Source organism: Chitinophaga silvisoli, from assembly GCF_003412465.1.
Classification (GTDB): Bacteria; Bacteroidota; Bacteroidia; order Chitinophagales; family Chitinophagaceae; genus Chitinophaga; species Chitinophaga silvisoli.
In genome coordinates this window covers 48,847-71,136 of record NZ_QTJV01000013.1, presented here as the reverse complement: position 1 = coordinate 71,136, position 22,290 = coordinate 48,847, and the positions used below count along the sequence as shown (strand labels likewise).

At 45.2% G+C, this 22,290-nt stretch carries 19 protein-coding genes; 10 read left to right on the top strand and 9 right to left on the bottom strand.

Translation table 11 applies throughout. The features are described 5' to 3' along the window. Positions 1 to 24 precede the first annotated feature (24 nt). A complete protein-coding gene (locus DXN04_RS27795; protein WP_116856684.1) occupies positions 25 to 483 on the top strand; it encodes a hypothetical protein in 459 nt (152 codons plus the stop codon). Between the two features lie 1,369 nt (positions 484 to 1,852). Then, on the top strand, positions 1,853 to 3,508 hold the full coding sequence (locus tag DXN04_RS27780) for an alpha-L-fucosidase (RefSeq protein ID WP_199415153.1): 1,656 nt from the start codon (positions 1,853 to 1,855) through the stop codon (positions 3,506 to 3,508). Between the two features lie 59 nt (positions 3,509 to 3,567). On the opposite strand, the gene DXN04_RS27775 is transcribed toward DXN04_RS27780, so the two are convergent. Then, positions 3,568 to 4,434, bottom strand: a complete 867-nt coding sequence (locus tag DXN04_RS27775; RefSeq protein ID WP_116856680.1) for a helix-turn-helix domain-containing protein — start codon at positions 4,432 to 4,434, stop codon at positions 3,568 to 3,570. Positions 4,435 to 4,627: 193 nt separating this feature from the next. Between DXN04_RS27775 and DXN04_RS27770 the strand changes: the two genes are divergently transcribed. Next, positions 4,628 to 5,608, top strand: coding sequence for an aldo/keto reductase (locus tag DXN04_RS27770; RefSeq protein ID WP_116856679.1), 981 nt, complete (start codon positions 4,628 to 4,630; stop codon positions 5,606 to 5,608). 222 nt (positions 5,609 to 5,830) lie between these two features. On the opposite strand, the gene DXN04_RS34935 is transcribed toward DXN04_RS27770, so the two are convergent. From DXN04_RS34935 to DXN04_RS27760, 4 genes are all read right to left on the bottom strand, one after another. Next, the gene (locus DXN04_RS34935) at positions 5,831 to 5,983 is read right to left on the bottom strand and encodes a hypothetical protein (RefSeq protein ID WP_158569188.1); all 153 of its coding nucleotides are present in this window, start codon (positions 5,981 to 5,983) and stop codon (positions 5,831 to 5,833) included. After that, positions 5,980 to 6,438, bottom strand: a complete 459-nt coding sequence (locus DXN04_RS27765; RefSeq protein WP_116856678.1) for a PIN domain-containing protein — start codon at positions 6,436 to 6,438, stop codon at positions 5,980 to 5,982. Before DXN04_RS27765 ends, DXN04_RS34935 begins: the two co-directional genes overlap by 4 nt. A gap of 439 nt (positions 6,439 to 6,877) precedes the next feature. After that, on the bottom strand, positions 6,878 to 7,018 hold the full coding sequence (locus DXN04_RS34930) for a hypothetical protein (RefSeq protein WP_158569186.1): 141 nt from the start codon (positions 7,016 to 7,018) through the stop codon (positions 6,878 to 6,880). 61 nt (positions 7,019 to 7,079) lie between these two features. Continuing rightward, a complete protein-coding gene (locus DXN04_RS27760; protein ID WP_116856677.1) occupies positions 7,080 to 7,874 on the bottom strand; it encodes an SDR family oxidoreductase in 795 nt (264 codons plus the stop codon). A 151-nt stretch (positions 7,875 to 8,025) separates the two neighbouring features. Between DXN04_RS27760 and DXN04_RS27755 the strand changes: the two genes are divergently transcribed. Continuing rightward, on the top strand, positions 8,026 to 8,355 hold the full coding sequence (locus tag DXN04_RS27755) for a winged helix-turn-helix transcriptional regulator (RefSeq protein WP_116856676.1): 330 nt from the start codon (positions 8,026 to 8,028) through the stop codon (positions 8,353 to 8,355). Positions 8,356 to 8,369: 14 nt separating this feature from the next. On the opposite strand, the gene DXN04_RS27750 is transcribed toward DXN04_RS27755, so the two are convergent. Next, on the bottom strand, positions 8,370 to 9,242 hold the full coding sequence (locus DXN04_RS27750) for an AraC family transcriptional regulator (RefSeq protein ID WP_116856675.1): 873 nt from the start codon (positions 9,240 to 9,242) through the stop codon (positions 8,370 to 8,372). Between the two features lie 148 nt (positions 9,243 to 9,390). On the opposite strand from DXN04_RS27750, the gene DXN04_RS27745 reads away from it, so the two are divergent. The 3 genes from DXN04_RS27745 to DXN04_RS27735 are packed head-to-tail and all read left to right on the top strand — an operon-like array spanning position 9,391 to position 16,907. Next, the gene (locus tag DXN04_RS27745) at positions 9,391 to 12,693 is read left to right on the top strand and encodes a DUF5107 domain-containing protein (protein ID WP_116856674.1); all 3,303 of its coding nucleotides are present in this window, start codon (positions 9,391 to 9,393) and stop codon (positions 12,691 to 12,693) included. A gap of 5 nt (positions 12,694 to 12,698) precedes the next feature. After that, positions 12,699 to 14,072 carry a sugar porter family MFS transporter gene (locus DXN04_RS27740; protein ID WP_116856673.1) on the top strand — a complete coding sequence of 458 codons (1,374 nt, stop codon included), beginning with the start codon at positions 12,699 to 12,701 and terminating at the stop codon, positions 14,070 to 14,072. Positions 14,073 to 14,075: 3 nt separating this feature from the next. Then, positions 14,076 to 16,907, top strand: coding sequence for a sugar-binding domain-containing protein (locus tag DXN04_RS27735; protein ID WP_199415152.1), 2,832 nt, complete (start codon positions 14,076 to 14,078; stop codon positions 16,905 to 16,907). On the opposite strand, the gene rpiA is transcribed toward DXN04_RS27735, so the two are convergent. Both rpiA and DXN04_RS27720 read right to left on the bottom strand, forming a co-directional pair. Continuing rightward, positions 16,904 to 17,572: a ribose 5-phosphate isomerase A gene (rpiA, locus tag DXN04_RS27730; protein ID WP_158569184.1), complete on the bottom strand. Its 669-nt coding sequence runs from the start codon at positions 17,570 to 17,572 to the stop codon at positions 16,904 to 16,906. The two genes, DXN04_RS27735 and rpiA, sit on opposite strands and share 4 nt — an antisense overlap. Positions 17,573 to 17,881: 309 nt before the next feature. Continuing rightward, entirely contained in the window at positions 17,882 to 18,991 is a 1,110-nt protein-coding gene (locus DXN04_RS27720) for an alkene reductase (protein ID WP_116856846.1), read from the bottom strand. Between the two features lie 131 nt (positions 18,992 to 19,122). Here DXN04_RS27720 and DXN04_RS27715 point away from each other — a divergent pair, with 131 nt between their 5' ends. The 3 genes from DXN04_RS27715 to DXN04_RS27705 all read left to right on the top strand — a co-directional run bounded on the left by DXN04_RS27715 (position 19,123) and on the right by DXN04_RS27705 (position 21,021). Then, positions 19,123 to 19,533, top strand: coding sequence for a winged helix-turn-helix transcriptional regulator (locus DXN04_RS27715; RefSeq protein ID WP_116856671.1), 411 nt, complete (start codon positions 19,123 to 19,125; stop codon positions 19,531 to 19,533). 297 nt (positions 19,534 to 19,830) lie between these two features. After that, entirely contained in the window at positions 19,831 to 20,232 is a 402-nt protein-coding gene (locus DXN04_RS27710) for an ester cyclase (protein ID WP_116856845.1), read from the top strand. A gap of 15 nt (positions 20,233 to 20,247) precedes the next feature. Further along, entirely contained in the window at positions 20,248 to 21,021 is a 774-nt protein-coding gene (locus tag DXN04_RS27705; RefSeq protein WP_116856670.1) for a helix-turn-helix domain-containing protein, read from the top strand. Positions 21,022 to 21,167: 146 nt separating this feature from the next. Here the strand turns inward: DXN04_RS27705 and DXN04_RS27700 are convergent, their stop codons facing one another. Continuing rightward, positions 21,168 to 22,208, bottom strand: coding sequence for a zinc-dependent alcohol dehydrogenase family protein (locus tag DXN04_RS27700; RefSeq protein WP_199415151.1), 1,041 nt, complete (start codon positions 22,206 to 22,208; stop codon positions 21,168 to 21,170). Positions 22,209 to 22,290 lie beyond the last annotated feature (82 nt).

Sequence of the window (22,290 nt, the reverse complement as noted above, 5' to 3'; positions counted from 1 at the left end):
ACCGGTGTGGTACAAAACATTAAAATGAAAACAAACGCTGAGTTGACTGTCAGGTGTAATTCCAGCCCGGAATTTATTGACCGGCATCTGAATGATAATGCTTACCAGATCCTGCAAATCGTATCCGGAACCGGTTTTGTTTTCTTAGGAACACACCTGTCCTTCCTTTCGTCCGGGGATCTTGTTTTTATGAAACCCGGCAGCAGCTTAATCTGGAGCTTATCAGGCAAGGCTACCCTGCATTACTGCAAGGTAAGCACTAAATATTTTGAGAAATATCCCCACGTAGCCCGATTGTTTGACCAGGACAAAATCTTCAATTTAAAGATGATTATCAGCAACCCGCCACAGGGCCAGGCAAGTGCCATCGGGATGCTGTTTAAAATGATCAGGCAGGAGATGGAGGGGCTACATGAGGATAAGAAAGAGGCTATATTGATTCATCTTCAGCTATTGTTATTGCTGGCTCACCGGATCAACTGATCCCTTTCCTGATAAATACCATAATTCCTGTAAGCACTATCTTTCCTATACTCTTGGCAAATAAGGGTGTTTCTTCATGATTATGGAGATTCCAAATGTTAAACTGCATATTAGTTTTGGTACCACCACGTAATTTATGCTCAACGACAAAGGATTTTAAAAGCACATTTTGTGGTAAAAAGGAAATACGTTCCCGGCACCGCTCAAATATTTTGCCAACCTGGACGTTGTTCAGATGACGATTCACCCGCCAATACCTGATAATTAAAACCAGCTCATCCAACCTGTTCTTTTTATTAAATGCCCTCTGGCTCAGGTGAATAGGCATCCCTGACCAGGTCGGAATTGCCAGATGCGTCCCTTGTCACACTTTACTACCAGGCTTAAGCATTAGATGATGTCCTTTGGCATTTCGATTGATGATCATTTTTTAATAGAAACCCTACAATTCATACGGAACCTGGAGAAAATTTATGAAAGACGAAAAACAAAAACTGGAGTATATAAAAGAGGAACTGAGCTGCCATCAGTACGATTACTATAATACGATGACCTTTAGACTTATATTAGTTGAAATATGTAGTTATCTCGGCAGATGTGCCAATACATACTCACACAGGCAGACAAGATCTGTTTTAAAGGGCGAATTCAGGAAGATCTCCAACATGTACAATACAATTAAAAACGCGGATAAACCGGAAATGGAATCATATAGAAAGCATGTGATTAGTAGTTTAGATACGGTGCTTCAAACATTGGAAATGTAAAATTCAGTTACCGGGAAAAGGTATTAAATTAAGGTCGAAGATCACCGGCCAACTTTTTAATTTCACGCCTATTTTTGATGTAGATGGCAATGTGTATGAGGTCATGAAGGGGATAGGGGATCTCGTCATATGTCTAAAAAAGGACGGAAAAATGCAATAATAAACCATCATCGGAATAATACATAAAATACCCAGTTTTGTTCAACATCCAAATGTTTATGATTATCTAACTTGCAGCCAACATTTACTGGTTTAATTTACATTTCATTAACCTATGCCAATTTACCATTGCTTGAATAGCGACCATTACACTATTAGTAATTAACTGTTATTTTTTAACCTGTCCTGTGAACACCGAAAAAAGAAAGTCTGCCCTGGCATTGAGCCAGGGCAGCTTTATTTTCACTGATGTCGGAAATGTTCAAAACAAAACTAGTTTTGTACAACAAGGATAATAAAAGAATAACTCAAATTTGAAACACTGTAAATTTGATCAACAGCATCCTCCAGATTATATATTCTAAAAATCATTCCCGATTATGAGCACTGGCATAAACCGGTATATGCATAGCAGGAAAATTTATGATCTAAAATATTAACCGGTGAATAGAAGAACACTTATCAAACAAATGAGCATGGCGCTCCCCGCGGCAATGCTTGCCGGAAGACTACCTCTCCAGGCTATGGCTGCAGGCCTGCCGGGAGAACCCATGATGAAAGGTCCCTTTCAGCCTAACTGGTCGTCGCTGGCACAATTCAGCACACCTTCATGGTTCCGGGATGCAAAGTTTGGCATATGGGCACACTGGGGCCCGCAATGCCAGGCAGAAAGCGGGGATTGGTATGCGCGTCACATGTACATTGAAGGATACAGGCAGTATAATATTCATTTGAAGAAATACGGACATCCTTCCCAATTCGGTTTTAAGGATGTGATCAACGAATGGAAAGCAGAAAGCTGGGAACCTGATGCCCTGGTAGAACTTTATAAACGGGCAGGTGCAAAATATTTTATTGCCCTGGCCAACCACCACGACAACCTGGACCTCTATGACAGTAAATACCAGCCTCACTGGAATAGTCTGAAAGTAGGCCCTCGCAAAGACCTGGTAGGAGGATGGGTGAAAGCCGCCAGGAACCATGGCCTACACTTCGGCGTAAGTGTACATGCGGCCCATACCTGGAGCTGGATGGAAACTGCGCAAAGGGCAGATAAACAAGGGCCTTATGCCGGCATCCCATATGATGGAAAGCTGACAAAAAAAGACGGAAAAGGTACATGGTGGGAGGGCCTGGATCCCCAGGAACTATATGCCCAAAATCATGCACTTAGCGAAAATAGTAATGATAATGGAGCGATTCACAGACAGTGGAATTGGGGCAATGGTGTTTGTCCGCCAACAGCCGCCTATTGTGAAAAGTTCTATAACCGTACCATCGATCTTATCAATAAATACGATCCTGACCTGGTTTACTTTGATGATACGGCACTGCCCCTGTGGCCGGCCAGTGATGCCGGCTTGCGGATTGCCGCCCATTTTTACAACCGGAGTTTGAAAAACAGGAAATCCCTGGAGGTAATCATCAACGGGAAAATCCTGGACGAGCAGCAACGCAAATGTATGGTATGGGATATTGAGAGAGGGCATAGCAACGCTATAGAACCTTTACCATGGCAAACAGATACCTGCATAGGAGATTGGCATTACGATCGGGAGATCTATGAAAAGAAGGGCTATAAAAGCGCAAAAACGGTTATCCAGATGCTGGTAGATATTGTCAGTAAAAATGGCAACCTGCTTTTGAACATACCGGTAAGAGGCAACGGTACTATTGATGAGGAAGAGCTGAAAATAGTAGACGAAATTGGTCAATGGATGACAGTGAACAATGAAAGTATTTATGGCACCCGGCCCTGGAAGGTATTCGGCGAAGGGCCGGCTTTAGCCAATACGGCTCCTTTAAATGAACAGGGATTTAATGAGGGGAAAGGCAAACCATATACCGCAGCGGATATCAGGTTTGCCACCAAGGGCGATCTCCTCTTCGCTACGGTGATGGAATGGCCGGAAAATGGCAAAGTGCTGATTAAGAATCTGGCAGCAGGCAGCCCTCATTATCCCGGTGCCATTAGCAAAATATCACTGGCCGGCAATGATGCTGGCCTGCAATTCAGCCGTACTGCAGATGGGTTGGAGATCGTATTCCCTGACAGGGGATCATTCCCTTCTTATGCTGTGCCGCTGAAGATTAGTTAGTACGATTAAGTAGAGGTCCCATCCTGCTGAGTTCTTTGTGAACCGGCAGGATGTTTTTTTTATATATAGGCATTACTATCCCTGTAGGTACCGGGTGTTTGTCCGGTAGTACCCTTAAAAACCCTGGCAAAATAACTCAGGCTCTCAAATCCTGTTTGCTCTGCGATTTCTGCAAATGAATAATTAGAGGTTAAAATTAAGAACTGGGCGCGTTCAATTCGTTTTTGCTGGATGAATTGGAGCGGTCGCTGACCGGTATGCTGGTAAAAGGATCTTGAAAAATGATCTGTACTAAGGTTGGCCCGCGTAGCCAGTTCCTCCACTGATAGACTACCTGACAGATTAGTTTGAATATGATTGATTGCCTCCATAATCCTGGATGGGATTATTTTTATATTCTCGCTGGCAAAATCTTTACTATCCAGGAACCTGGATAATAAGATCTGGATGAGGCCCTGCGTTTCAAGAAGAGTGGCTAGTGATAGCTTGGCATTGGCTTCCTGGAAGCCTTTCAGGATATTCGTTTTTTCATATACTTTCGGATTATCAGACTTCCTGAGGTCTCTGCCTGGATTAATGGTCACCAGTCTTTGAAAGAGTTCAATGTCGGCGGCCGTTGCTGTAGTCTGTAATAATTTCCTGCTACGGGCAAACAGGGACCCGCCATCGGACGATTCTTCGATAAAGTGCACGTAAAACTGGCTGAGATTAGAAGGGCAGGTCTGGTTGAACATGGTAAAACTCGGTATCAGGTACAGCTGGCCTTTTTCCAGGGTGATGCTCTGCTCAGGAGTAGAGAGGTGTCCGATACCATCGTCTATGAGATAAAGCCGGTAAAAGGGACTAATTACATTCAGATAGTTCCAGCTCTCATTCAGTTGAACATAATCGGTATTCAGTAATGAGAATGTAAATCGGTTCCTCATGACGGCGGCAATTGTAGGCTGGTTTAAAAACGGAAAGCTACATAAAAATTCATTTATAAGAGTTTTAATTGATAAATTTTGGTTGCATCAACACATCGGAATTATACATATGTATGTCGCTTTTGTATATAAGTATTTTGCGTGAAATAACACATATTTGGTCGCATCTAAACTGACACAAAAATATCTTCGCATGTTGCCATTGCCAGAAGTAATAATGGGAACCAGTTGTCTCGGGAATATATACCGGGAGCTGCCCCAGACCACGAAAACTGCCATCGTAAAGGAGTTTATAACCCACACGGATGCTCCCCCTACATTTGATACAGCAGGAAAATATGGGGCCGGACTTGCGCTGGAATGCCTTGGTAAGGCGCTCCAGGAGTTGAATATATCGCCGGCAGATGTCATTATCAGTAACAAGCTGGGCTGGCTGAGGGTGCCATTGGAACAGGAGGAGCCTACCTTTGAGCCGGGTGTATGGAAAAACCTGCAGTATGATGCTGTTCAGCGTATTGATTATGATGGAATCATGGAATGTTATGAGCAGGGCAATCAGCTGCTGGGGAATTACAAAGCCAATTTTGTGTCCGTGCATGATCCGGATGAATACCTGGCAAGAGCCACTGATAAGTCGCATGAAGATAACCTGTATGACGATATATTACTTGCCTACAAGGCGTTGAATGACCTGAAGCAGGCAGGGCAGGTGAGTGCTGTAGGAGTAGGGGCTAAGAACTGGCGGGTAATAAAGCGTTTGTCAGAAGATGTAGCGTTGGATTGGGTAATGTTTGCCAATAGTTATACACTTTATGATCATCCGGTAGAACTTGCATTGTTTATGCATGAATTACAGAGCAGGGGGGTATTTGTTATTAATTCAGCCGTTTTTAACGGTGGCTTTTTAACCGGAGGGGATTATTACAATTATAAGCCAGTGGATAAAGATACGGAGGATGGAATTGCATTGCTGGAATGGAGAACCCGATTTTTTGCGCTGTGTACCAAATATAATCTGACACCGGCGACAGCTTGTGTCAGATTTGGATTAAATGCGCCGGGGGTGCAAAGCATTGCACTTAGTACGAGCAGGCCGGAGCAGGTGGAGAATAACCTGAGCATGACGAAGGCGGAGATTCCGGATTCGTTTTGGAATGAGCTGATTTTGTTGTGAAATAGTTAATCACCTTGTGAGAGCGGATAGAAAAGCATGATTACAGGCTTATCTATCGATATTTATTTGCCCGGATTATTTAAGTTATAGGATAGGGAACAATGGAAAGGGGGGATTTAAAAAATGGAGAGACAATGTAATAAGGGCGTTGCAATGACTGTTCCAAACTGAAAGGTGACCGGGTAATCATGCCTGGTCACCTTTTTGTTGATTGGACTTGCCTTATTTTTGATTCAGGCTTTCTATGTATTTTTTGGGTGCTTTTTGGAGCATGTCGAAAATTGCATCCCAATCATCACCATATTTTTCATATAAGCGCTCCCTGGTTTTTCTGACTTCTGCTACGCTATCGTAGCCTTTTATTGGTTCTTTCATAATGATGGATTTATAATTTCTTTTGGTGTTTTGATTTCAATGGTCCTAAACCCCATGTCTGTGTTGATTGCATTAATATGTTTAATCTTACCGGAATTCACCATGTGCCTGAAATTCAAACTGGCTACGGTATTTGCACCTTGTAAAGTAGCTGTAGCTATATGCAATGCATCATAAATACTTTTAGCACTTAACACCCCGTCCTGAATATACTTCTGCGCGAGCATACGTGCTCTGAAAGATACAGGTGCCATTATACTGAAGATTACAGGAACCTCCAATGGCAGGATCCTGATTTCATGCCTTGCATCATTTAGCTCTTCAATAACAAGTTCGGAGATCATCATTTTCTTTTCTCCCCTTTTAAATTCATTCAACAGCTGAAGGCTGTCTTTTGAATGGTCCGTTTCGTAACACCCCCCAAATACAGAGGTATCCACATAAACTGTCTGCATGCGAATTTATATATTTTTTGTTGATGGTTAACAACTAAAAAAAGCCTGAGAAGCCCTGATTATAAAGACATTCACATAATTGTGGTTAACAATATTGTTTTAATAATCGTTGTGCCTTTTATGATTCTATTATACTGAATTTAACAAAAAATACTTTGTAAAAAAAATCTACTCCCTATTTTTAAACGAACTTTTATCTCCCTCACCATTAAGAATTTCAAATCTTTCATTAAGATATTCAAATAATCTCCGCTCTTTCGCAAAAATAGCCACCTGTCTCCCTATGCAATTCTTTGATTTTCTAATTTGGTACTAAGCGAAATTCATCTGGACCTGATACCACACCATTCAGCAGCCACCTGACCAAAATTCATGGTATCAACGTTCAGTGCAGTGATAACACCAAAGAGATTTTTCGTACATGCAGCAGGAAAGATTGTTATAAAGTCTGCTTCTGCACCGGTGCGTGTATCATAGAATACGCCGGTGTCATACACAGGTTGGTATGCCGAAAGGCTTCCAGCTTACCCTGAGCAATATTGGTCTGGCTAATACAAGGGAATACTGTTGTAGGAGGCATACCCGCAAAACTTATAAAAGAAATAACTACTGGCGGATCCTGATTCCGCCAGTAGCCGCTATTATACAACCGGAAAATTCCCTCCGTCAATCACATAATTCGCTCCCGTTATATACCCCGCTTGTTGCGATACCAGGAAATATACTAACTCCGCCGTTTCCTCCGGTGCCGCCATTCTCCCCATCGGCACTCCACCCAACCTCTCAAATAGTTTACCCGTCACCGCTTCCACCGTGGTATTTGCATTCTTAGCCAGTTCTTCTAAAAAAGCGGCCATCGCCGATGTCCTGTTCAATCCCGGTGACACTGTCACCACCCGCACCCCCTGGGGAGCCACTTCGTCAGACAACGCCTTGCTATACGTATTTAATGCCGCTTTTGCTGCACTATAAGCCATCGTTGACTCCCAAATGGGAAAACGGCTGCTGGTGGAAGAAATGTGAACGATAACCCCTTCTTTCTGCGCCAGCATTTTAGGTAATAATGCCCTGTCTAAACGAACAGACGAGAGCAGGTTGACCTGTAATGCCTCGTTCCAATGCGCATCTTCCAAGGTACTAAAACCACCACCGGGATATGTATTCGCACCCATGTTATTCACCAGTATATCTACACCACCAAATTTATCACTGACCTCCCGGCTTACCTTCAGCACTTCTGCCGGGTCAGACAAATCCGCGGCTATAAAATGATAAGATGGGTTTGCTTCTCCCGAAGGATGCCGTGCCGTTACAATTACTGTTGCTCCTGCTGCTGTAAGCCTGCTGGCTATAGCTTTGCCAATACCTTTTGTGCCACCGGTTACAAGTGCCACTTTACCTGCCAGGTCTTTTTCGAAATGTCGCTTTATTTCCATTTTTCTTTTTTTAAATAGTAGATGCACTACCTTTAACTAAAAATTGTACGTAAAGTAACTACTACATTCCCAGAGATGCTTTCATGCAGATCGAAATAGTAGTAACATTCATGTAACTAAAACATAAAAAGTAGTAACATTAAAGTAACTAATGAAGAAATTTGAAGAACATGCTCCATACTGTCCGATGGTAAAGACCATGGGCTACATTGGTGGAAAATGGAAGCCAATTATTTTGGCCAGGATAGCAGTAGGGAATATTCGCTTCGGCAAACTCACCATACAAATCCCGGATATTTCCAGGAAAATATTATCCCAGCAGTTAAAAGAGCTGGAAGATGATGGTTTAATAATCCGGCATAGCTTTAATGAAAAACCACCGCGGGTAGAATATGAACTGAGCGATCTGGGGAAAACATTAATGCCGATCTTACATGCGATGAATGAATGGGGAGAAAAGGTAGCCAGCCGCCTTCCATAAGCGGCCTCCCGGGCTTAACCACTCCTCCTTTCCCTATACTCATTCGGTGATACTCCCATCACCTTTGTAAACAAGCGCGAAAAATAAGACTGGTCCTCTATCCCCAGTTCATACGCAATCTCCTTTACCCTCAGATCCGTAAACAACAGGTACTGACAAGCCTTCTGTACCTTTAAATGATTTAAATATTCTATCGGCGTAAACCCCGTTTTCGTTTTAAATAAATACGTAAAATGCGACGTAGACAAATTAACCGAGCCCGCCATTTCCTCCACCGTCAACATCCTGTCCAGATGCCGGTTCATAAAATCTATAGCAATATTATGCTGTCCTAATTCCTTTGTATCACTATCATTCTTCGGATATAAAAATGATCCCAGGAAATGCTGCAGGCACATATTGGAATACACCAGATGGTCCATACTATAACCCCGCTCCAAATGCTGATAGATCTCATCAAACAACTGTAGCATCCGCTCATCATAATGCCTGAAACCCTTATATCCATTATACCTGCCCATGAACAGGTCTGTTATGGCTGCGGCTGACTTCCCCTTAAAATGGATCCAGTAGATCGTCCAGGGATGATCAGCATCCGCCATATACGAATGTGCCACATTAGCCGGCACTATAAAGAATTCACCTCCTTCTACCTCATACGTATTTTTCTTTATGGAGACCGTACCCCTGCCTTCCAGGCAATAGATAAAAATATACTGGTCTATCCCATGCAAGCGCTCCCGGTAATGATATTTTGCCCGCGGATAATACCCGATATCCGTCACATACAAATTACTGATGACAGGATGCCCTGCACATTGATCAGCAATAATTTTTCTTGGTATGACCACCGCTTTCTGTCCCTGGAAACCTTCCTTTTTTCTCATAACAACTCATTTAGGCCTGCAGCCGGCTTTGCATTTCAATAAGCATTACAATCGTAGAATAATCCATAGATATCCAAAGTTAATCCATCAATAATTTTCCCCGCATTCTTAGTTTTGATAGCGAATATACACAATCAGCATCAACGTTATGGAAAACTATGTTCATGTATGGAAGGAGGTCGTAATGATCCCCACCTATGCCATCGGTAAACCGGAAAAAAATCCCATGTTCCTCGAGAAACGGGTCTACCAGGGAAGTAGCGGTGTCGTCTATCCCCACCCGGTAATTGAAAAGATCTACGATGAAAAAGCAGATAAAGCCTATCAGGCTGTATTCCTGGAAAACCAGTACCTGAAAATTATGGTCCTGCCGGAACTGGGAGGAAGAATTCAGATGGCGTATGACAAGGTGAAACAACGCCACTTTATTTATTACAACCGGGTGATTAAACCCGCTCTCGTTGGCCTTACCGGCCCCTGGATCTCAGGAGGTATTGAGTTCAACTGGCCCCAGCACCATCGCCCATCCACCTTCGACCCGGTGGACTTTACCATCACCGAAAATAAAGATGGCAGTAAAACTGTCTGGGTCAACGAAGTGGAAAGAATGTTCCGTACGAAAGGAATGGCCGGCTTCACTTTGTATCCTGACAAGGCATACCTTGAAGTACAAGGGAAACTGTATAACCGGACACCGTTTCCGCAAACCTTTCTCTGGTGGGCAAATCCTGCTGTAAAAGTCAATGACCGGTACCAGACCATTTTCCCTCCCGATGTACATGCCGTATACGACCATGGTAAGCGGGACGTTTCCGACTTCCCGATCGCCAAAGGCACCTATTACAAAGTGGATTATTCTCCGGGTACTGATATCGCCCGCTATAGCAATATACCTGTCCCCACCTCATACATGGCCGCCAGCTCCAGATACAATTTTGTAGGGGGGTATGAACACGATTCCAATGGGGGGCTTTTACACGTAGCAGACCACCACATCTCCCCCGGAAAGAAACAGTGGACCTGGGGCAACGGTGCATTTGGCCATGCCTGGGACAGGAACCTCACGGATGAGGATGGACCCTATATTGAACTGATGACCGGTGTATTTACCGATAATCAGCCCGATTTCAGCTGGATCCAGGCCGGGGAGACCAAAACCTTCACCCAGTATTTTATGCCCTACAGGGAGCTCGGAGCTGTGAAGAATGCGACTAAAGAAGCCCTTATTAATGTAGAATATACTACGACCGGTGCTGACCTGAAGCTATACGTTACGGCAGCCTATAAGGAGCTGGAAATTGCCTTTACCCTGGGAGCAAAAATAATTTGGCATAAAACGATCGCCTCTTCTCCCTTTGAACCTTTTACAGGCACTGTAGACTTTGATCAGCCTGTATCTCCGGAAACGCTATTGCTCACTATCACCGACCTGCAAACCGGCAGAGTACTCCTCACTTATCAAAAAGAAAAGCAGATCACCCAGCCCACACCCGAGCCGGCCATCGCCGCCCTGTCACCAGCAGCCGTTGAAAATAACGATCAGCTGTTCCTGACCGGCCAGCACCTGGAGCAATACAGGCATGCTACTTTTTTGCCTACTGATTACTATGCAGAAGCCCTGCGACGGGATCCGAAAGATGCCCGCTGCAATAATGCAATGGGTATCTGGTTCCTGCGCCGTGGACAATTTAGCACTGCTGAAAAATATCTCAGGCAGGCCATTCATACCCTTACGCAGCGTAATCCCAATCCTTACGATGGGGAGGCATTTTATCACCTTGGCTGGTCCTTAAAGCTCCAGGGTAAAACAGCCGAAGCCTACGATGCATTTTATAAAGCTATATGGAACGATGCCTGGCAGCATACAGGATTTCTAAACCTGGCAAGAATTGCCCTGATGCAGCATCAGTATGAAGAGGCATTATCCTTTATCGATCAGTCGCTGATCAGGAATTATCAAAGTCATACGGTACGACATCTGAAGGTAGCCCTGCTCCGAAAACTGAAGCGGGAAAATGAAGCATTGACGCTCATTGATGAATCACTGGCATTAGACCCCTTCAATTATGGTTGTATCTTCGAAAAATATCTCTTATCACCCCCCGGAAATGAGGTGCTCGAACACCTGAAAACCCTCAGCCGTAACTGGGATCACAACTTTATAGAATATGCACTGGATTACGCCCATGCTGGATTGTACGCCGAAGCGGCGCAATTATTAGAAGTGTATAGACAAGGAGATGCGCGGAATACATTGGTCACCTATTACCTCGGATGGCTGGCTTACCAGGCAGGCCAGCAGCAGGCAGCTACAGACTATTTTACCACTGCAGCCACGCTCAGCCCCGATTTTGTCTTTCCTAACAGGATAGAAGATCTGCTGGTATTGCAGACAGCCATTGCCCTTAACCCGGCAGATGCAAAGGCTTATTATTACCTGGGCAACTATTGGTACGATAAACGGCAATATAAGGAGGCGATTGCCTGCTGGGAGGCATCTACTGAAATAAAGAACGATTTCCCTACCGTTTTCCGTAATCTCTCACTCGCTTATCACAATAAGCTGCATGATGAAGCCCGCGCACTGGCAGCCATGGAAAAAGCTTTTCAGCTGGACCCTGCAGATGCCCGCGTACTTATGGAACTGGATCAGCTATACAAAAAACTAAACAGGCCACATGCTGAACGACTGGCATTCCTGGAAACATATTTACCATTGGTCATGGAGCGGGAGGATCTATACCTCGAAAGAATTACTCTATATAACCAACTGGGGAACCATGAAACAGCCCGGTCCCTGATCGCCGCTTTCAAATTCCATCCATGGGAAGGCGGAGAGGGAAAGGTCGTGAGCCAATACCTCATCGCACATATTGCATTAGCTAAACAGGCCATCAGCGAAGGGCAGCCGGCGATCGCTCTCAACTACCTGGCAGCGGCTGAAAACTATCCTGCGAACCTTGGCGAAGGCAAATTATATGGCACCCAGGAGAATGATCTCCATTATCTGAAAGGGGTGGCCTATGAACAACTGCAGCAGCCAGCAGAAGCGGAACATTATTTTAAATTAGCTACACAGGGCATCTCTCAACCGGTACAGGCTATTTTTTACAACGACCCGCAGCCAGACAAAATCTTTTACCAGGGCCTTGCATGGCAGGCTTTGCAACACACAGATAAGGCAACCGCAATATTCAATCGCCTGATTGATTTTGGTGCTCAACACCTGAATGATAAAATCACCCTGGATTATTTTGCTGTATCATTGCCTGATCTATTGGTTTTTGAGGTTGACCTGGACCTGCGCAATCATATTCATTGCCTGTACTTAATGGCCCTGGGTTACCTTGGCCTGGGTCCTGCATATGCAGATAAAACCAAAGAACTCTTTGACCGCGTGCTCCAGCTGAATATTAATCACCAGGGAGCACTGGCACACCGGAAAAACTAATTACAATGGCCACATTTATTCCACGAAGCGATGCAAAGGTAGCCGGTTTACAAGGCTACCACTTTCGCACATTTTATATCTTAGGAATCTCATTTATTTCAGCACTGGGCGGTTATTTATTCGGATTTGATTTTGCGGTTATTTCAGGTGCTTTACCCTTTTTACAAAAGCAGTTTTTGCTGAATGCCTACTGGGAAGGATTTGCTACGGGGAGCCTGGCACTGGGTGCCATGGGTGGATGTATTGTAGCGGGTAGTATTGCTGAGAAATACGGGCGGCGGCCGGGTTTGCTGCTGGCTGCGGGCATCTTTACCATTTCTTCCCTGTTAATGGCCATGGCGACAAACAGGGATTTCTTTATCCTCTCCCGTTTTGTAGCCGGTATTGGGGTAGGTATGGCTTCTATGTTATCTCCTATGTACATTGCTGAAATTGCCCCTGCTCATTTGCGGGGACGAATGGTAGCTATCAATCAGCTGACCATTGTACTGGGAATCCTCATCACCAACCTGGTGAATTATGGTTTAAGAAATAGCGGTGACGATGCCTGGCGTTATATGTTTGGATTAGGTGCAGTACCTGCCGGCCTGTTTTTTATCGGTGCCCTACTATTGCCGGAGAGTCCGCGCTGGCTGATGAAGGATGGCAAGGAAGCAAAAGCTGCTGCTGTGTTTAGGAAAATCGGCGGCGATGATTTTGCTGCAGAGTCTATGCGCCAGGTAGAACAGTCATTACAACATATTGCAAAGACAAATTACCTGGCTGTATTGAATGGCAGGGTATTGCCCGCTGTATTGGCGGGTATTGGCCTGGCTGTGTTCCAGCAGTTATGTGGCATCAATGTCGTCTTTAACTATGCGCCAAAGATCTTTGAAAGTATTGGCGCATCGCAGGATGATCAGTTGTTGCAAACAGTATTCATTGGTAGTGTAAATGTTATATTTACGGTGCTGGCCATGCTGCTGGTTGACAAAATCGGGCGAAAGCCGCTCATGCTTGCCGGTGCCGGCGGACTCGCTATAGTGTATGTGATCGTGGCCAACCTGCTGGCCACAGGTGCGCAGTCTGTCGCCTGGTTCTTGTTGGCCGCGATCGGTACGTATGCGGTGTCCCTGGCACCTGTTACCTGGGTGCTTATCTCTGAGATCTTCCCCAATAATGTGCGGAGTGCTGCCACCACCATCGCTATAATCTGCCTTTGGGCGGCCTATTTTGTACTGGTATTTACTTTCCCGGTATTGTTCGAAAAACTCGGATCCTTGTCCTTCTATATTTATGCGGGCATCTGTGCAGCCGGTTTCCTGTTCGTCTGGTGGAAGATAAAAGAGACCAAAGGTAAAACATTGGAAGAATTAGAAGGTATTATGACTAAGCAATAATTTATGATGAAACGTATATTCATTTTAGTAAATTTTGTCCTGGGGGTTATTAGTATAGACACTAATGCACAGGAAAGCAATAAAATACCCCTTGCGGGGGAATGGCGTTTTCAGACAGATCCATCAGATCAGGGTATTGCTCAAAAGTGGTACACAGGTGCATTAAAGAAGACGATTCATTTACCCGGATCCATGACCACTAATGGAAAAGGAGATGACATCAGTCTGCTTACACCCTGGACAGGTGAGATTGTGGATTCCTCTTATTTTTTCCAATCACAATATGCACCTTATAGAATAGACGGGAACATAAAAATACCCTTTTGGCTGCAGCCGGTAAAGTACTATAAGGGAGCCGCCTGGTACCAGAAAAGTGTGGCTGTACCAGCCGGCTGGGCAAGGCAACACCTTGAACTATTCATAGAAAGGAGCCATTGGGAAACGACGGTATGGGTCGATGACAAATGTGTGGGTATGAAGAATAGCCTGGCGACAGCACAGGTATTTGACCTTAGCGGGTACTTAACGCCGGGTAAGCACCAGGTCACGATTCGGGTAGATAACCGTGTGAAGGACATCAATGTGGGCATGAATTCGCACAGTATCACCGATCATACGCAGACGAACTGGAACGGTATGGCAGGAGCGCTGTATATCTCCGCCAGACCGCAGCTGTTTATTAGTGATGTGCAATTGTATCCTGATGTGGCGAATAAGAAGGTGCATGTAAAGGTGCTGATAAAGAATACTACTGGAGCCAGGGTGAATACCAGCATCCAGCTGAATACGCAGCTGCAGCATCAACCTGGTGTAAAAGGAAAGTTGCTCGTAAAGAACATCACCGTTCCTGCAGATAGTTTGCTGTTTGAAACGGATTATAGTATGGGGGATAAGCCCTTGCTCTGGGATGAATTTCACCCAAATGTATATACGATGGAAGCCCGTCTGAAGAACGGAGATTTATCTGCTGTTGATTTTGGAATGCGGACATTTAGTGCGGCAGGCGGCCGGCTGACTAACAACGGCCGCAACGTATTTTTACGGGGCACTTTGGAGTGTGCGGTATTCCCTTTAACAGGTTATCCGGCTACAGACCTGGCTTCCTGGCTGCGTATTTTTGAAACCGCAAAATCCTATGGTCTCAATCACCTGCGTTTTCATTCCTGGTGCCCGCCGGAAGCCGCTTTTCAGGCAGCGGACCAGGTGGGTTTTTACCTGCAGATAGAATGTTCATCCTGGGCAAATAGTGATACCCGGATAGGGGAGGGGGCACCTATCGATCAATATATTTATGAGGAGAGCAATGCTATTATAAAGGCTTATGGCAATCATCCTTCTTTCTGCATGCTCACCTATGGTAACGAGCCGGCTGGAAAGGGGTACCAGGAATACCTGGCTAAATTTACCAATTACTGGAAGCAAAAAGACGGGCGCAGGATCTATACTGCTGGCAGCGGATGGCCTGCGATTGCAGAGAATGAATACAACGTTACGCCTGATCCACGGATACAATCATGGGGGGCAGGACTAAATAGTGTTATCAATGCACAGGCTCCCAGGTCGGATTATGACTGGTCTGCGATCATTAGTAAATGGCAGGTACCTACAGTCAGCCATGAGATCGGGCAATGGTGTGTGTACCCGGATTTTAAGGAGATCAAAAAGTATAGGGGTGTATTGAAAGCAAAGAACTTTGAGATCTTTCAATCCACCCTCCATGATAATGGTCTCGGCCAACTTGCAGATAGCTTTTTACTGGCATCAGGTAAGTTGCAGGCATTGTGTTACAAGGCAGATATTGAAGCTGCTTTGAGAACTCCGGGATTTGGCGGTTTCCAGTTATTGGGACTATATGATTTCCCTGGTCAGGGAACGGCACTGGTAGGTGTATTAAATGCGTTCTGGGAGAATAAGGGATATGTGACGGCAAAGGAGTTCAGGCAATTTTGTAACACAACAGTGCCCCTGGTAAGGTTACCGAAAATGGTGTATTTAAATAATGAACAATTGAAAGTGCCTGTGGAGGTAGCACACTTTGGTGCGGTGCCATTGAAAAATGCAAAACCCTTATGGCGGGTGACAGATGGAAAAGGTAAGGTATTGTTTAAAGGAGTGCTGAAACAGGGAGATCTGCCTATCGGGAATTGTATCCGGATAGGCGAAATAGCGCAGGATCTCAGCACTGTAACCACGCCTTCGAAACTGACCCTAAGTGTATCCGTGAATGAGTTTCAGAATAGCTGGGATCTTTTCGTATATCCAGCCGTAAAGCCCCCTGTTGAAAATAAAATCCTCCTTACCCAGGTATTTGATGCGAAGGCAGAGGCATATTTGCAGGAGGGCGGTAGTGTGTTGCTGACACTAAGGAAAGGGGCTGTTAAAAATGATTGTGGCGGAAGTGTTGCAGTAGGTTTTTCAAGTATCTTCTGGAATACGGCCTGGACCAAAGGACAGGCACCGCATACCCTGGGTGTGTTGGTGGATCCCCGCCATCCGGTCTTTAATGAGTTCCCGACTGATTATTACAGCAACTGGCAATGGTGGGATGCAATGAGTCATTCCAATGTGATCATTTCGGATGCTATTGCCGGGCATATGCGGCCGTTAATACGGGTGATAGATGATTGGGTAAGTGGGAGATCATTGGGGCTGTTGTATGAATGTAAGATAGGAAAGGGAAAACTGATGTTGTCAGGAATTGACCTGGTATCTGAGGCAGAGACACGGGTGGAAGCACAGCAATTGCTGTATAGCATAAAGCGGTATATGGCAGGGCAGGAGTTTCAACCTTCAATAGCAGTCAAAGCGGAGACAATTCGCGCATTGATGAATTAAGAGGAAGGGGTAATTTCCTTTATGCCGGCAGGTCCTGAAACGATTGCTTTAGTGGCCATGTGGTAGAACAGGGAATGATCGATCACGCCTGGCAGCATTTTAATAAATGTATTGAGCATATTCAGCTCGGGCAATTGCTCAAATTTCAAATCTAATAAATAATTGCCGCGATCATTTAACTGGTCGCGTATGTCGATGCTGGCATGCTGAAAGGAGCTTAAGAGTTTTGCCTGGATAGTGGCCAGTGCAGCGGGTATGATTTCTATGACAAGCGGGAATTGATTTGTAAGCTTTGCTGCATATTTGCCGCTATCACCCAGCAGGATAAACTCTTTTGCCATAGATGCGGCTATTTTTTCCATGGTATGAATACCGCTGCCACTCTTGAGCGCATTGAGCTCCTGGTCAAACTGGTCACAACCGTCAAAATAAAGATCCAGGTGATTGAGATCGGTTAATGCTTGCACAGTAAGATCAAGTTCCAATAGCCGATGGATAGTTCTGGTAGAAGAGGAAGCAAATGAAAGGGTGGATGCCAGTGTTTTGTCGGCGGCGATTAGTTGAACCAGGTAGAGGATTGTAGAGCCGTCGCCAAGGCCGATGCTTTGATTTGCCTGGATGAGTTGAAATGCTTTTTCTGCAGCTTCCATTTTATAATCGGCCATAGTCATGAATTAAGAGGAACTAATTTAAGACTTAATTGCAGATAATTCAACGGACGATCTCATCGGAAGTCTGGCTTCCGCCTGGCATACTGACCTGGACCTGGGTCGGCCCATTGTGGTCATAACGGATATGAGTAAGAGTAGGAACTTGGGTTTTGTGAAGTATCAGCGCACGAAGGATTCTTTTTTTGAGCTATTTGCAAGGTTGGAAAATGATGGCTTGGTTTAGGTGGCATATAGCTATACCGTTCACTTTAAAATTTTGAAGTGAAATGCTTTCTTGTATCAGCACAAGAAAGCATTTGCTTATTATTTGACACTAGCAGGATAATCGGTGTACCCCTTTTCACCTCCGCTATAATACGTATCCCTGTCACTTTCTGCCAATGGCAGATGATGCTGAAAGCGCTCCACCAGGTCAGGATTGGCAATAAACGGTGCGCCAAAAGATACCAGGTCAGCTAGGCCTTCTTTCAGAATAGCATTGCCGCTTTCCTGTGTAAATCCCATGTTTGCCATCAGTCTGCCGCTATAATGACGGCGGAAATGGCTGAAATAATTGTCCTGCAATACAGCCACAGGTGTACCTGTTAAATCTTCTGCGGGCCCTACAATATGCAGGAAAGCCAGCTGGTAATCATTCAATTTTTTAAGGATGTACTGGAACATGGGAATGGTCTCTTCGTCCGGCACCACGATGCCTACATGACTGAGCGCAACCGGTGTGAACTTGATAGCTACCCGTGTGCTGTCCCATACTTCTATAATGGCATCCAGGATCTCAAATACAATGCGGGCACGGTTTTCAATACTGCCACCATAAGCATCCGTACGCTGGTTAGTGGCCAGGCTTAGAAATTGAGGAATTAGCATACCTGCCTGCGCATGTATTTCGATCCCGTCAAATCCTGCCTCCCTGGCATTTTTAGCAGCCTGTTTGTAATCCTGAATCGTCTGTTTGATCTCTGCGAGGCTCAGTTCGCGGGGTGTTAGTGTTTCTTTAAAGCCCACGGGGGTAAAAGAATGGGTTTGCGGATTGATGGCGGAAGGTCCGGCCGGCAGTTCGCCATCAAAGAAATCAGGATGGGAGGCGGCACCAATATGGCCTAACTGGGAGAAAATCAAACCACCCTTGTCGTGGACGGCCTGAGTCACCAGTTTCCATCCGGCCACCTGTTCTTCGGTATAAATCCCCGGCACATTGATGAAACCAATGGCTTTTGGACTCACCCAGGTGCCTTCGCTCAGAATTAAGCCTGCTGAGGCTCGTTGCGCATAATACCTGGCCATTAATGGTGTGGGTACCAGACCTGCATTGGTGGCCCGCCCACGGGTAAGAGAAGCCATCACTACCCGGTTCTTCAAAGTTAAATCTCCCAGCTGGTATTCCTCTAATAGTGGCTGCTTTGTATCTTTCATTACTTTTTTTTTACAAACCTCGGGCATCTGCTGCAGCGGTACAATATGGGAGAAACTAATGGTATAGGGATAAATTTATCCTATGGATCAATTCAGGTACAATCCCTAATTTTGAGTAAAGTGAAAAGGAAATGTACGAAAGAAAAACGCCTCTTACTATAGATTGTGGCCTGCACCTTACTAAAGAAGTGCTGAATGGCAAATGGAAGCCGGCCCTGCTCAATGCTATATCCATGGATATAAAGCGACCAAGCGAAATGCTCCGCTTATTGCCGGGCGCTACCCGCAGGGTATTGGGTGTACAGCTCAAAGAACTGGAAGCGCATGGGATGATAGAGAAAAAGACCTATCCGCAGCTGCCGCCCAAAGTGGAGTATTCGCTTACGGAGATCGGCTGGTCGCTTATGCCGGTAATAGATGCCATGAACCAGTGGGGCGATGCTAACCGGAGCTTTTTGGAAACGGTTGTAGCACAGGATCCGAGGATTGTGGAAACAACAAAATCGGCCTGCCTGATTTATAGGAATAGAAAGGCAGGCTGAGGTGTAAGATGCGTTAACGGTAGCTTATCCAAAGGAGGACCTACTGGATTGGGAGAACTGGCTGTAAAGGAGTTGCCGATGGCAAAGGGAAAAGAAATGGTATGGAGGAGCGCTATCAGTGGTGCCCTAAATAGCAGGCAAACTATGCTGGATGTCTGGCAACAGTATTTTGGACGCGTAGCTATAACATGCAGGTAGATATTGAGATAATTTTGTGGTATGAAACAAATGATCACAGGCATAATAATGCTGTTTTCACAGATAGCATTTAGCCAAACAAACTACAAATTATCTACAATGGAAGCAAACAAAGCAATTGTAAAGCGATTTAACAAAGAAGTGATTGAGCAGGGGAATGTCGAAAGTTTTAAAGAATTAATGGATCCTGCCTTTATTAATCATTCCGCGCCGGCAGGGGCCAATAATGGGCCTGCTGGTATGATTAATACATTTAACAACGTACTTCGGCCTGCTATGCCGGATATGAAAGTGATTATCTATTCCCAGGTAGCGGAGGGTGACCTCGTCACTACACGCAAAGCGATCGTAGGTACTCAAACCGGTACTTTGCTGGGCATACCACCAAGCGGCAAACAGCTCACTATCGACGTGATCGATATCGTCAGGATCAAAGATGGTAAGTACTTTGAACACTGGGGCGTAAACACATTGCCTGCTGTATTGGCATCATTAAAATAATGATTAATTTTAGCGATGCAGGTTTATCATCTTCCTTTTGATCGGACACCCGATCCCGTTATTATAAAGATTTATGATAGTGACCATAGTACAATTAAGAACAGGATTGTACTTGAACGAAATATGATTAACCTGGTGGTAGCAGGAGAGAAGATGTTATATCATACGGATGGAAATGTAAAGGTTAATGCCAGTGAACTAATTTTGATCCGCAGGGGGAACGTATTGACGACGGAGGTAAAACCTGACCATGCTAATTTTAAGAGCATCATTATTTACTTTACGAATGAGTTGCTGCTGAAATTTAATCCATCCTTTGTACACCTGCAGCAGGACGAATTTATCCGTCACTATGTGCACTCCCTGGAAATACTGCTGAAATCTCCCGAGCCTTTATCAGATAAGATAAGGTTATTAAAACTGGAAGAATTGCTGGTGTATATCCGCGAGCGTTATCCTGCTGCAGAAGTACTGCCGCAACGCGATGAAGATACATTGATTCAACAGGTCATGGAGAATAACATTGTTACACCTGTTACAGTAGAGGAACTGGCATTCTTATGTAATTGCAGCCTGTCATCATTTAAACGGAAGTTCGCCAGGATTTATCATACTTCTCCGCAGAAATGGCTGGTAGAACAAAAGCTGGCATTGGCCGCACAATTACTGGCTTCAAACTCGGAACGACCCGCTACTGTTTATTTGAAGGTAGGATATGAAAATCATTCCAGCTTTTCGCAGGCGTTTAAATTACGATATGGGGTAAGTCCGAAAGATTACCAGGGGTGATATAAAAGGGCGGAATAATATGAGGTTGTATCAAAAGTAAAATCTCCGGGATTTATTCCGGACAGCTAACATAAAGGGATGATTGTTTATTTAATTCTCCATGTTCTTTTACTTTTAATACAACCTCATAGTGTAACAGGGAAACATCATCCGGCTGGATCAATATCAATCACAATTTTCCCAAAAGGTCCTTTGTCAAGATGATCCAAAGCAGTATTTAAATCCTGCATGGCATACCTGCTATCAATCACCGGTTTTAAGCCTGTACGGTCCACCGCCCTGACCAGGTGTTCCAATGCCTTCCTGCTGCCTGTTCCGATGCCGAAAATGCTTACATCTTTGAGCATCAGTGGCATAGCCGGGGCACTTAGCTCAAACCCGTCCAATGCACCAATCTGGCAGATGCGGGCACCTACTGCCGCTGCCTGCACCGCTTTGCCCAAGTGCGCCCCACCAATCACTTCCAATACAATATCTGCACCCCGATCGTTTGTGATTTCGTAAACTTTTTCAACCAGGTCATCATTATGCTTGTCGATAAAATAATCGGCCCCTGCACTGAGTGTACGTTCCCTGTTGGCTGCATTGCCTGCCACAATCACCTGGGCACCATGCGCCCTGGCGATCTGCATGCCGAACAAAGCCACTCCACCTGTGCTGGGAATTAAAACGGTGTCGCCTGCACGTACCCTGGCGCGCTCTGCCAATGCAAACCATGCAGTAAGGCCTGCACAGGGAAGAGTACTGGCTTCAGCAGCTGTCAAAGAAGCTGGTGCCGGCACTAACCATTCTTCCGGCATTGTGACAAATTCTGCTAGTACACCGGGGTAATATCCACCCAGGGTACGGTAGGCCGGCGTGCGGGCGTTGCCGGGGCGCAGGCCATCTGTCCAGTCAGGGGTAAATGCAGCCATCACACGATCGCCAACCCTGAAGCGGCTGACCGCCTTACCGCTTGCTACGACTTTCCCGCAGAAATCGGAGCCTGGCGTAAATGGAAAGATTAGCGGGAGGCCGCGCCCGCTTTCAATCACCATTTTATCACGGTAATTGAGTGATACGGCAGCTATTTTTACCAGTACTGCGTCCGGTGCGGGCTGGGGTACTGGTACCTCTCGCAGTGTAAGCAGTTCCCGTCCTATACCATCCATTTGCCAGCACTTCATCATCTTTGGAATTTGAGACATGTTCTTTCTTTTAAACCGCAAAATTCCCATACAAGTATCAGCCGCACAAGAGTGGATTAATTTATCTACTGTTCCGGGCGTT

Excerpts from the sequence above, each read along its gene's own strand:
- DXN04_RS34930 (WP_158569186.1), bottom strand. The coding sequence starts at position 7,018 with ATGCCTCCTACAACAGTATTCCCTTGTATTAGCCAGACCAATATTGCT.
- DXN04_RS27755 (WP_116856676.1), top strand. The coding sequence starts at position 8,026 with ATGAAGAAATTTGAAGAACATGCTCCATACTGTCCGATGGTAAAGACC.
- DXN04_RS27795 (WP_116856684.1), top strand. The coding sequence starts at position 25 with ATGAAAACAAACGCTGAGTTGACTGTCAGGTGTAATTCCAGCCCGGAA.
- DXN04_RS27760 (WP_116856677.1), bottom strand. The coding sequence starts at position 7,874 with ATGGAAATAAAGCGACATTTCGAAAAAGACCTGGCAGGTAAAGTGGCA.
- DXN04_RS27700 (WP_199415151.1), bottom strand. The coding sequence starts at position 22,208 with ATGTCTCAAATTCCAAAGATGATGAAGTGCTGGCAAATGGATGGTATA.
- DXN04_RS27735 (WP_199415152.1), top strand. The coding sequence starts at position 14,076 with ATGATGAAACGTATATTCATTTTAGTAAATTTTGTCCTGGGGGTTATT.
- rpiA (WP_158569184.1), bottom strand. The coding sequence starts at position 17,572 with ATGGCCGATTATAAAATGGAAGCTGCAGAAAAAGCATTTCAACTCATC.
- DXN04_RS27720 (WP_116856846.1), bottom strand. The coding sequence starts at position 18,991 with ATGAAAGATACAAAGCAGCCACTATTAGAGGAATACCAGCTGGGAGAT.
- DXN04_RS27770 (WP_116856679.1), top strand. The coding sequence starts at position 4,628 with ATGTTGCCATTGCCAGAAGTAATAATGGGAACCAGTTGTCTCGGGAAT.
- DXN04_RS34935 (WP_158569188.1), bottom strand. The coding sequence starts at position 5,983 with ATGAAAGAACCAATAAAAGGCTACGATAGCGTAGCAGAAGTCAGAAAA.
- DXN04_RS27715 (WP_116856671.1), top strand. The coding sequence starts at position 19,123 with ATGTACGAAAGAAAAACGCCTCTTACTATAGATTGTGGCCTGCACCTT.
- DXN04_RS27710 (WP_116856845.1), top strand. The coding sequence starts at position 19,831 with ATGGAAGCAAACAAAGCAATTGTAAAGCGATTTAACAAAGAAGTGATT.
- DXN04_RS27705 (WP_116856670.1), top strand. The coding sequence starts at position 20,248 with ATGCAGGTTTATCATCTTCCTTTTGATCGGACACCCGATCCCGTTATT.
- DXN04_RS27740 (WP_116856673.1), top strand. The coding sequence starts at position 12,699 with ATGGCCACATTTATTCCACGAAGCGATGCAAAGGTAGCCGGTTTACAA.
- DXN04_RS27775 (WP_116856680.1), bottom strand. The coding sequence starts at position 4,434 with ATGAGGAACCGATTTACATTCTCATTACTGAATACCGATTATGTTCAA.
- DXN04_RS27765 (WP_116856678.1), bottom strand. The coding sequence starts at position 6,438 with ATGCAGACAGTTTATGTGGATACCTCTGTATTTGGGGGGTGTTACGAA.
- DXN04_RS27750 (WP_116856675.1), bottom strand. The coding sequence starts at position 9,242 with ATGAGAAAAAAGGAAGGTTTCCAGGGACAGAAAGCGGTGGTCATACCA.
- DXN04_RS27745 (WP_116856674.1), top strand. The coding sequence starts at position 9,391 with ATGGAAAACTATGTTCATGTATGGAAGGAGGTCGTAATGATCCCCACC.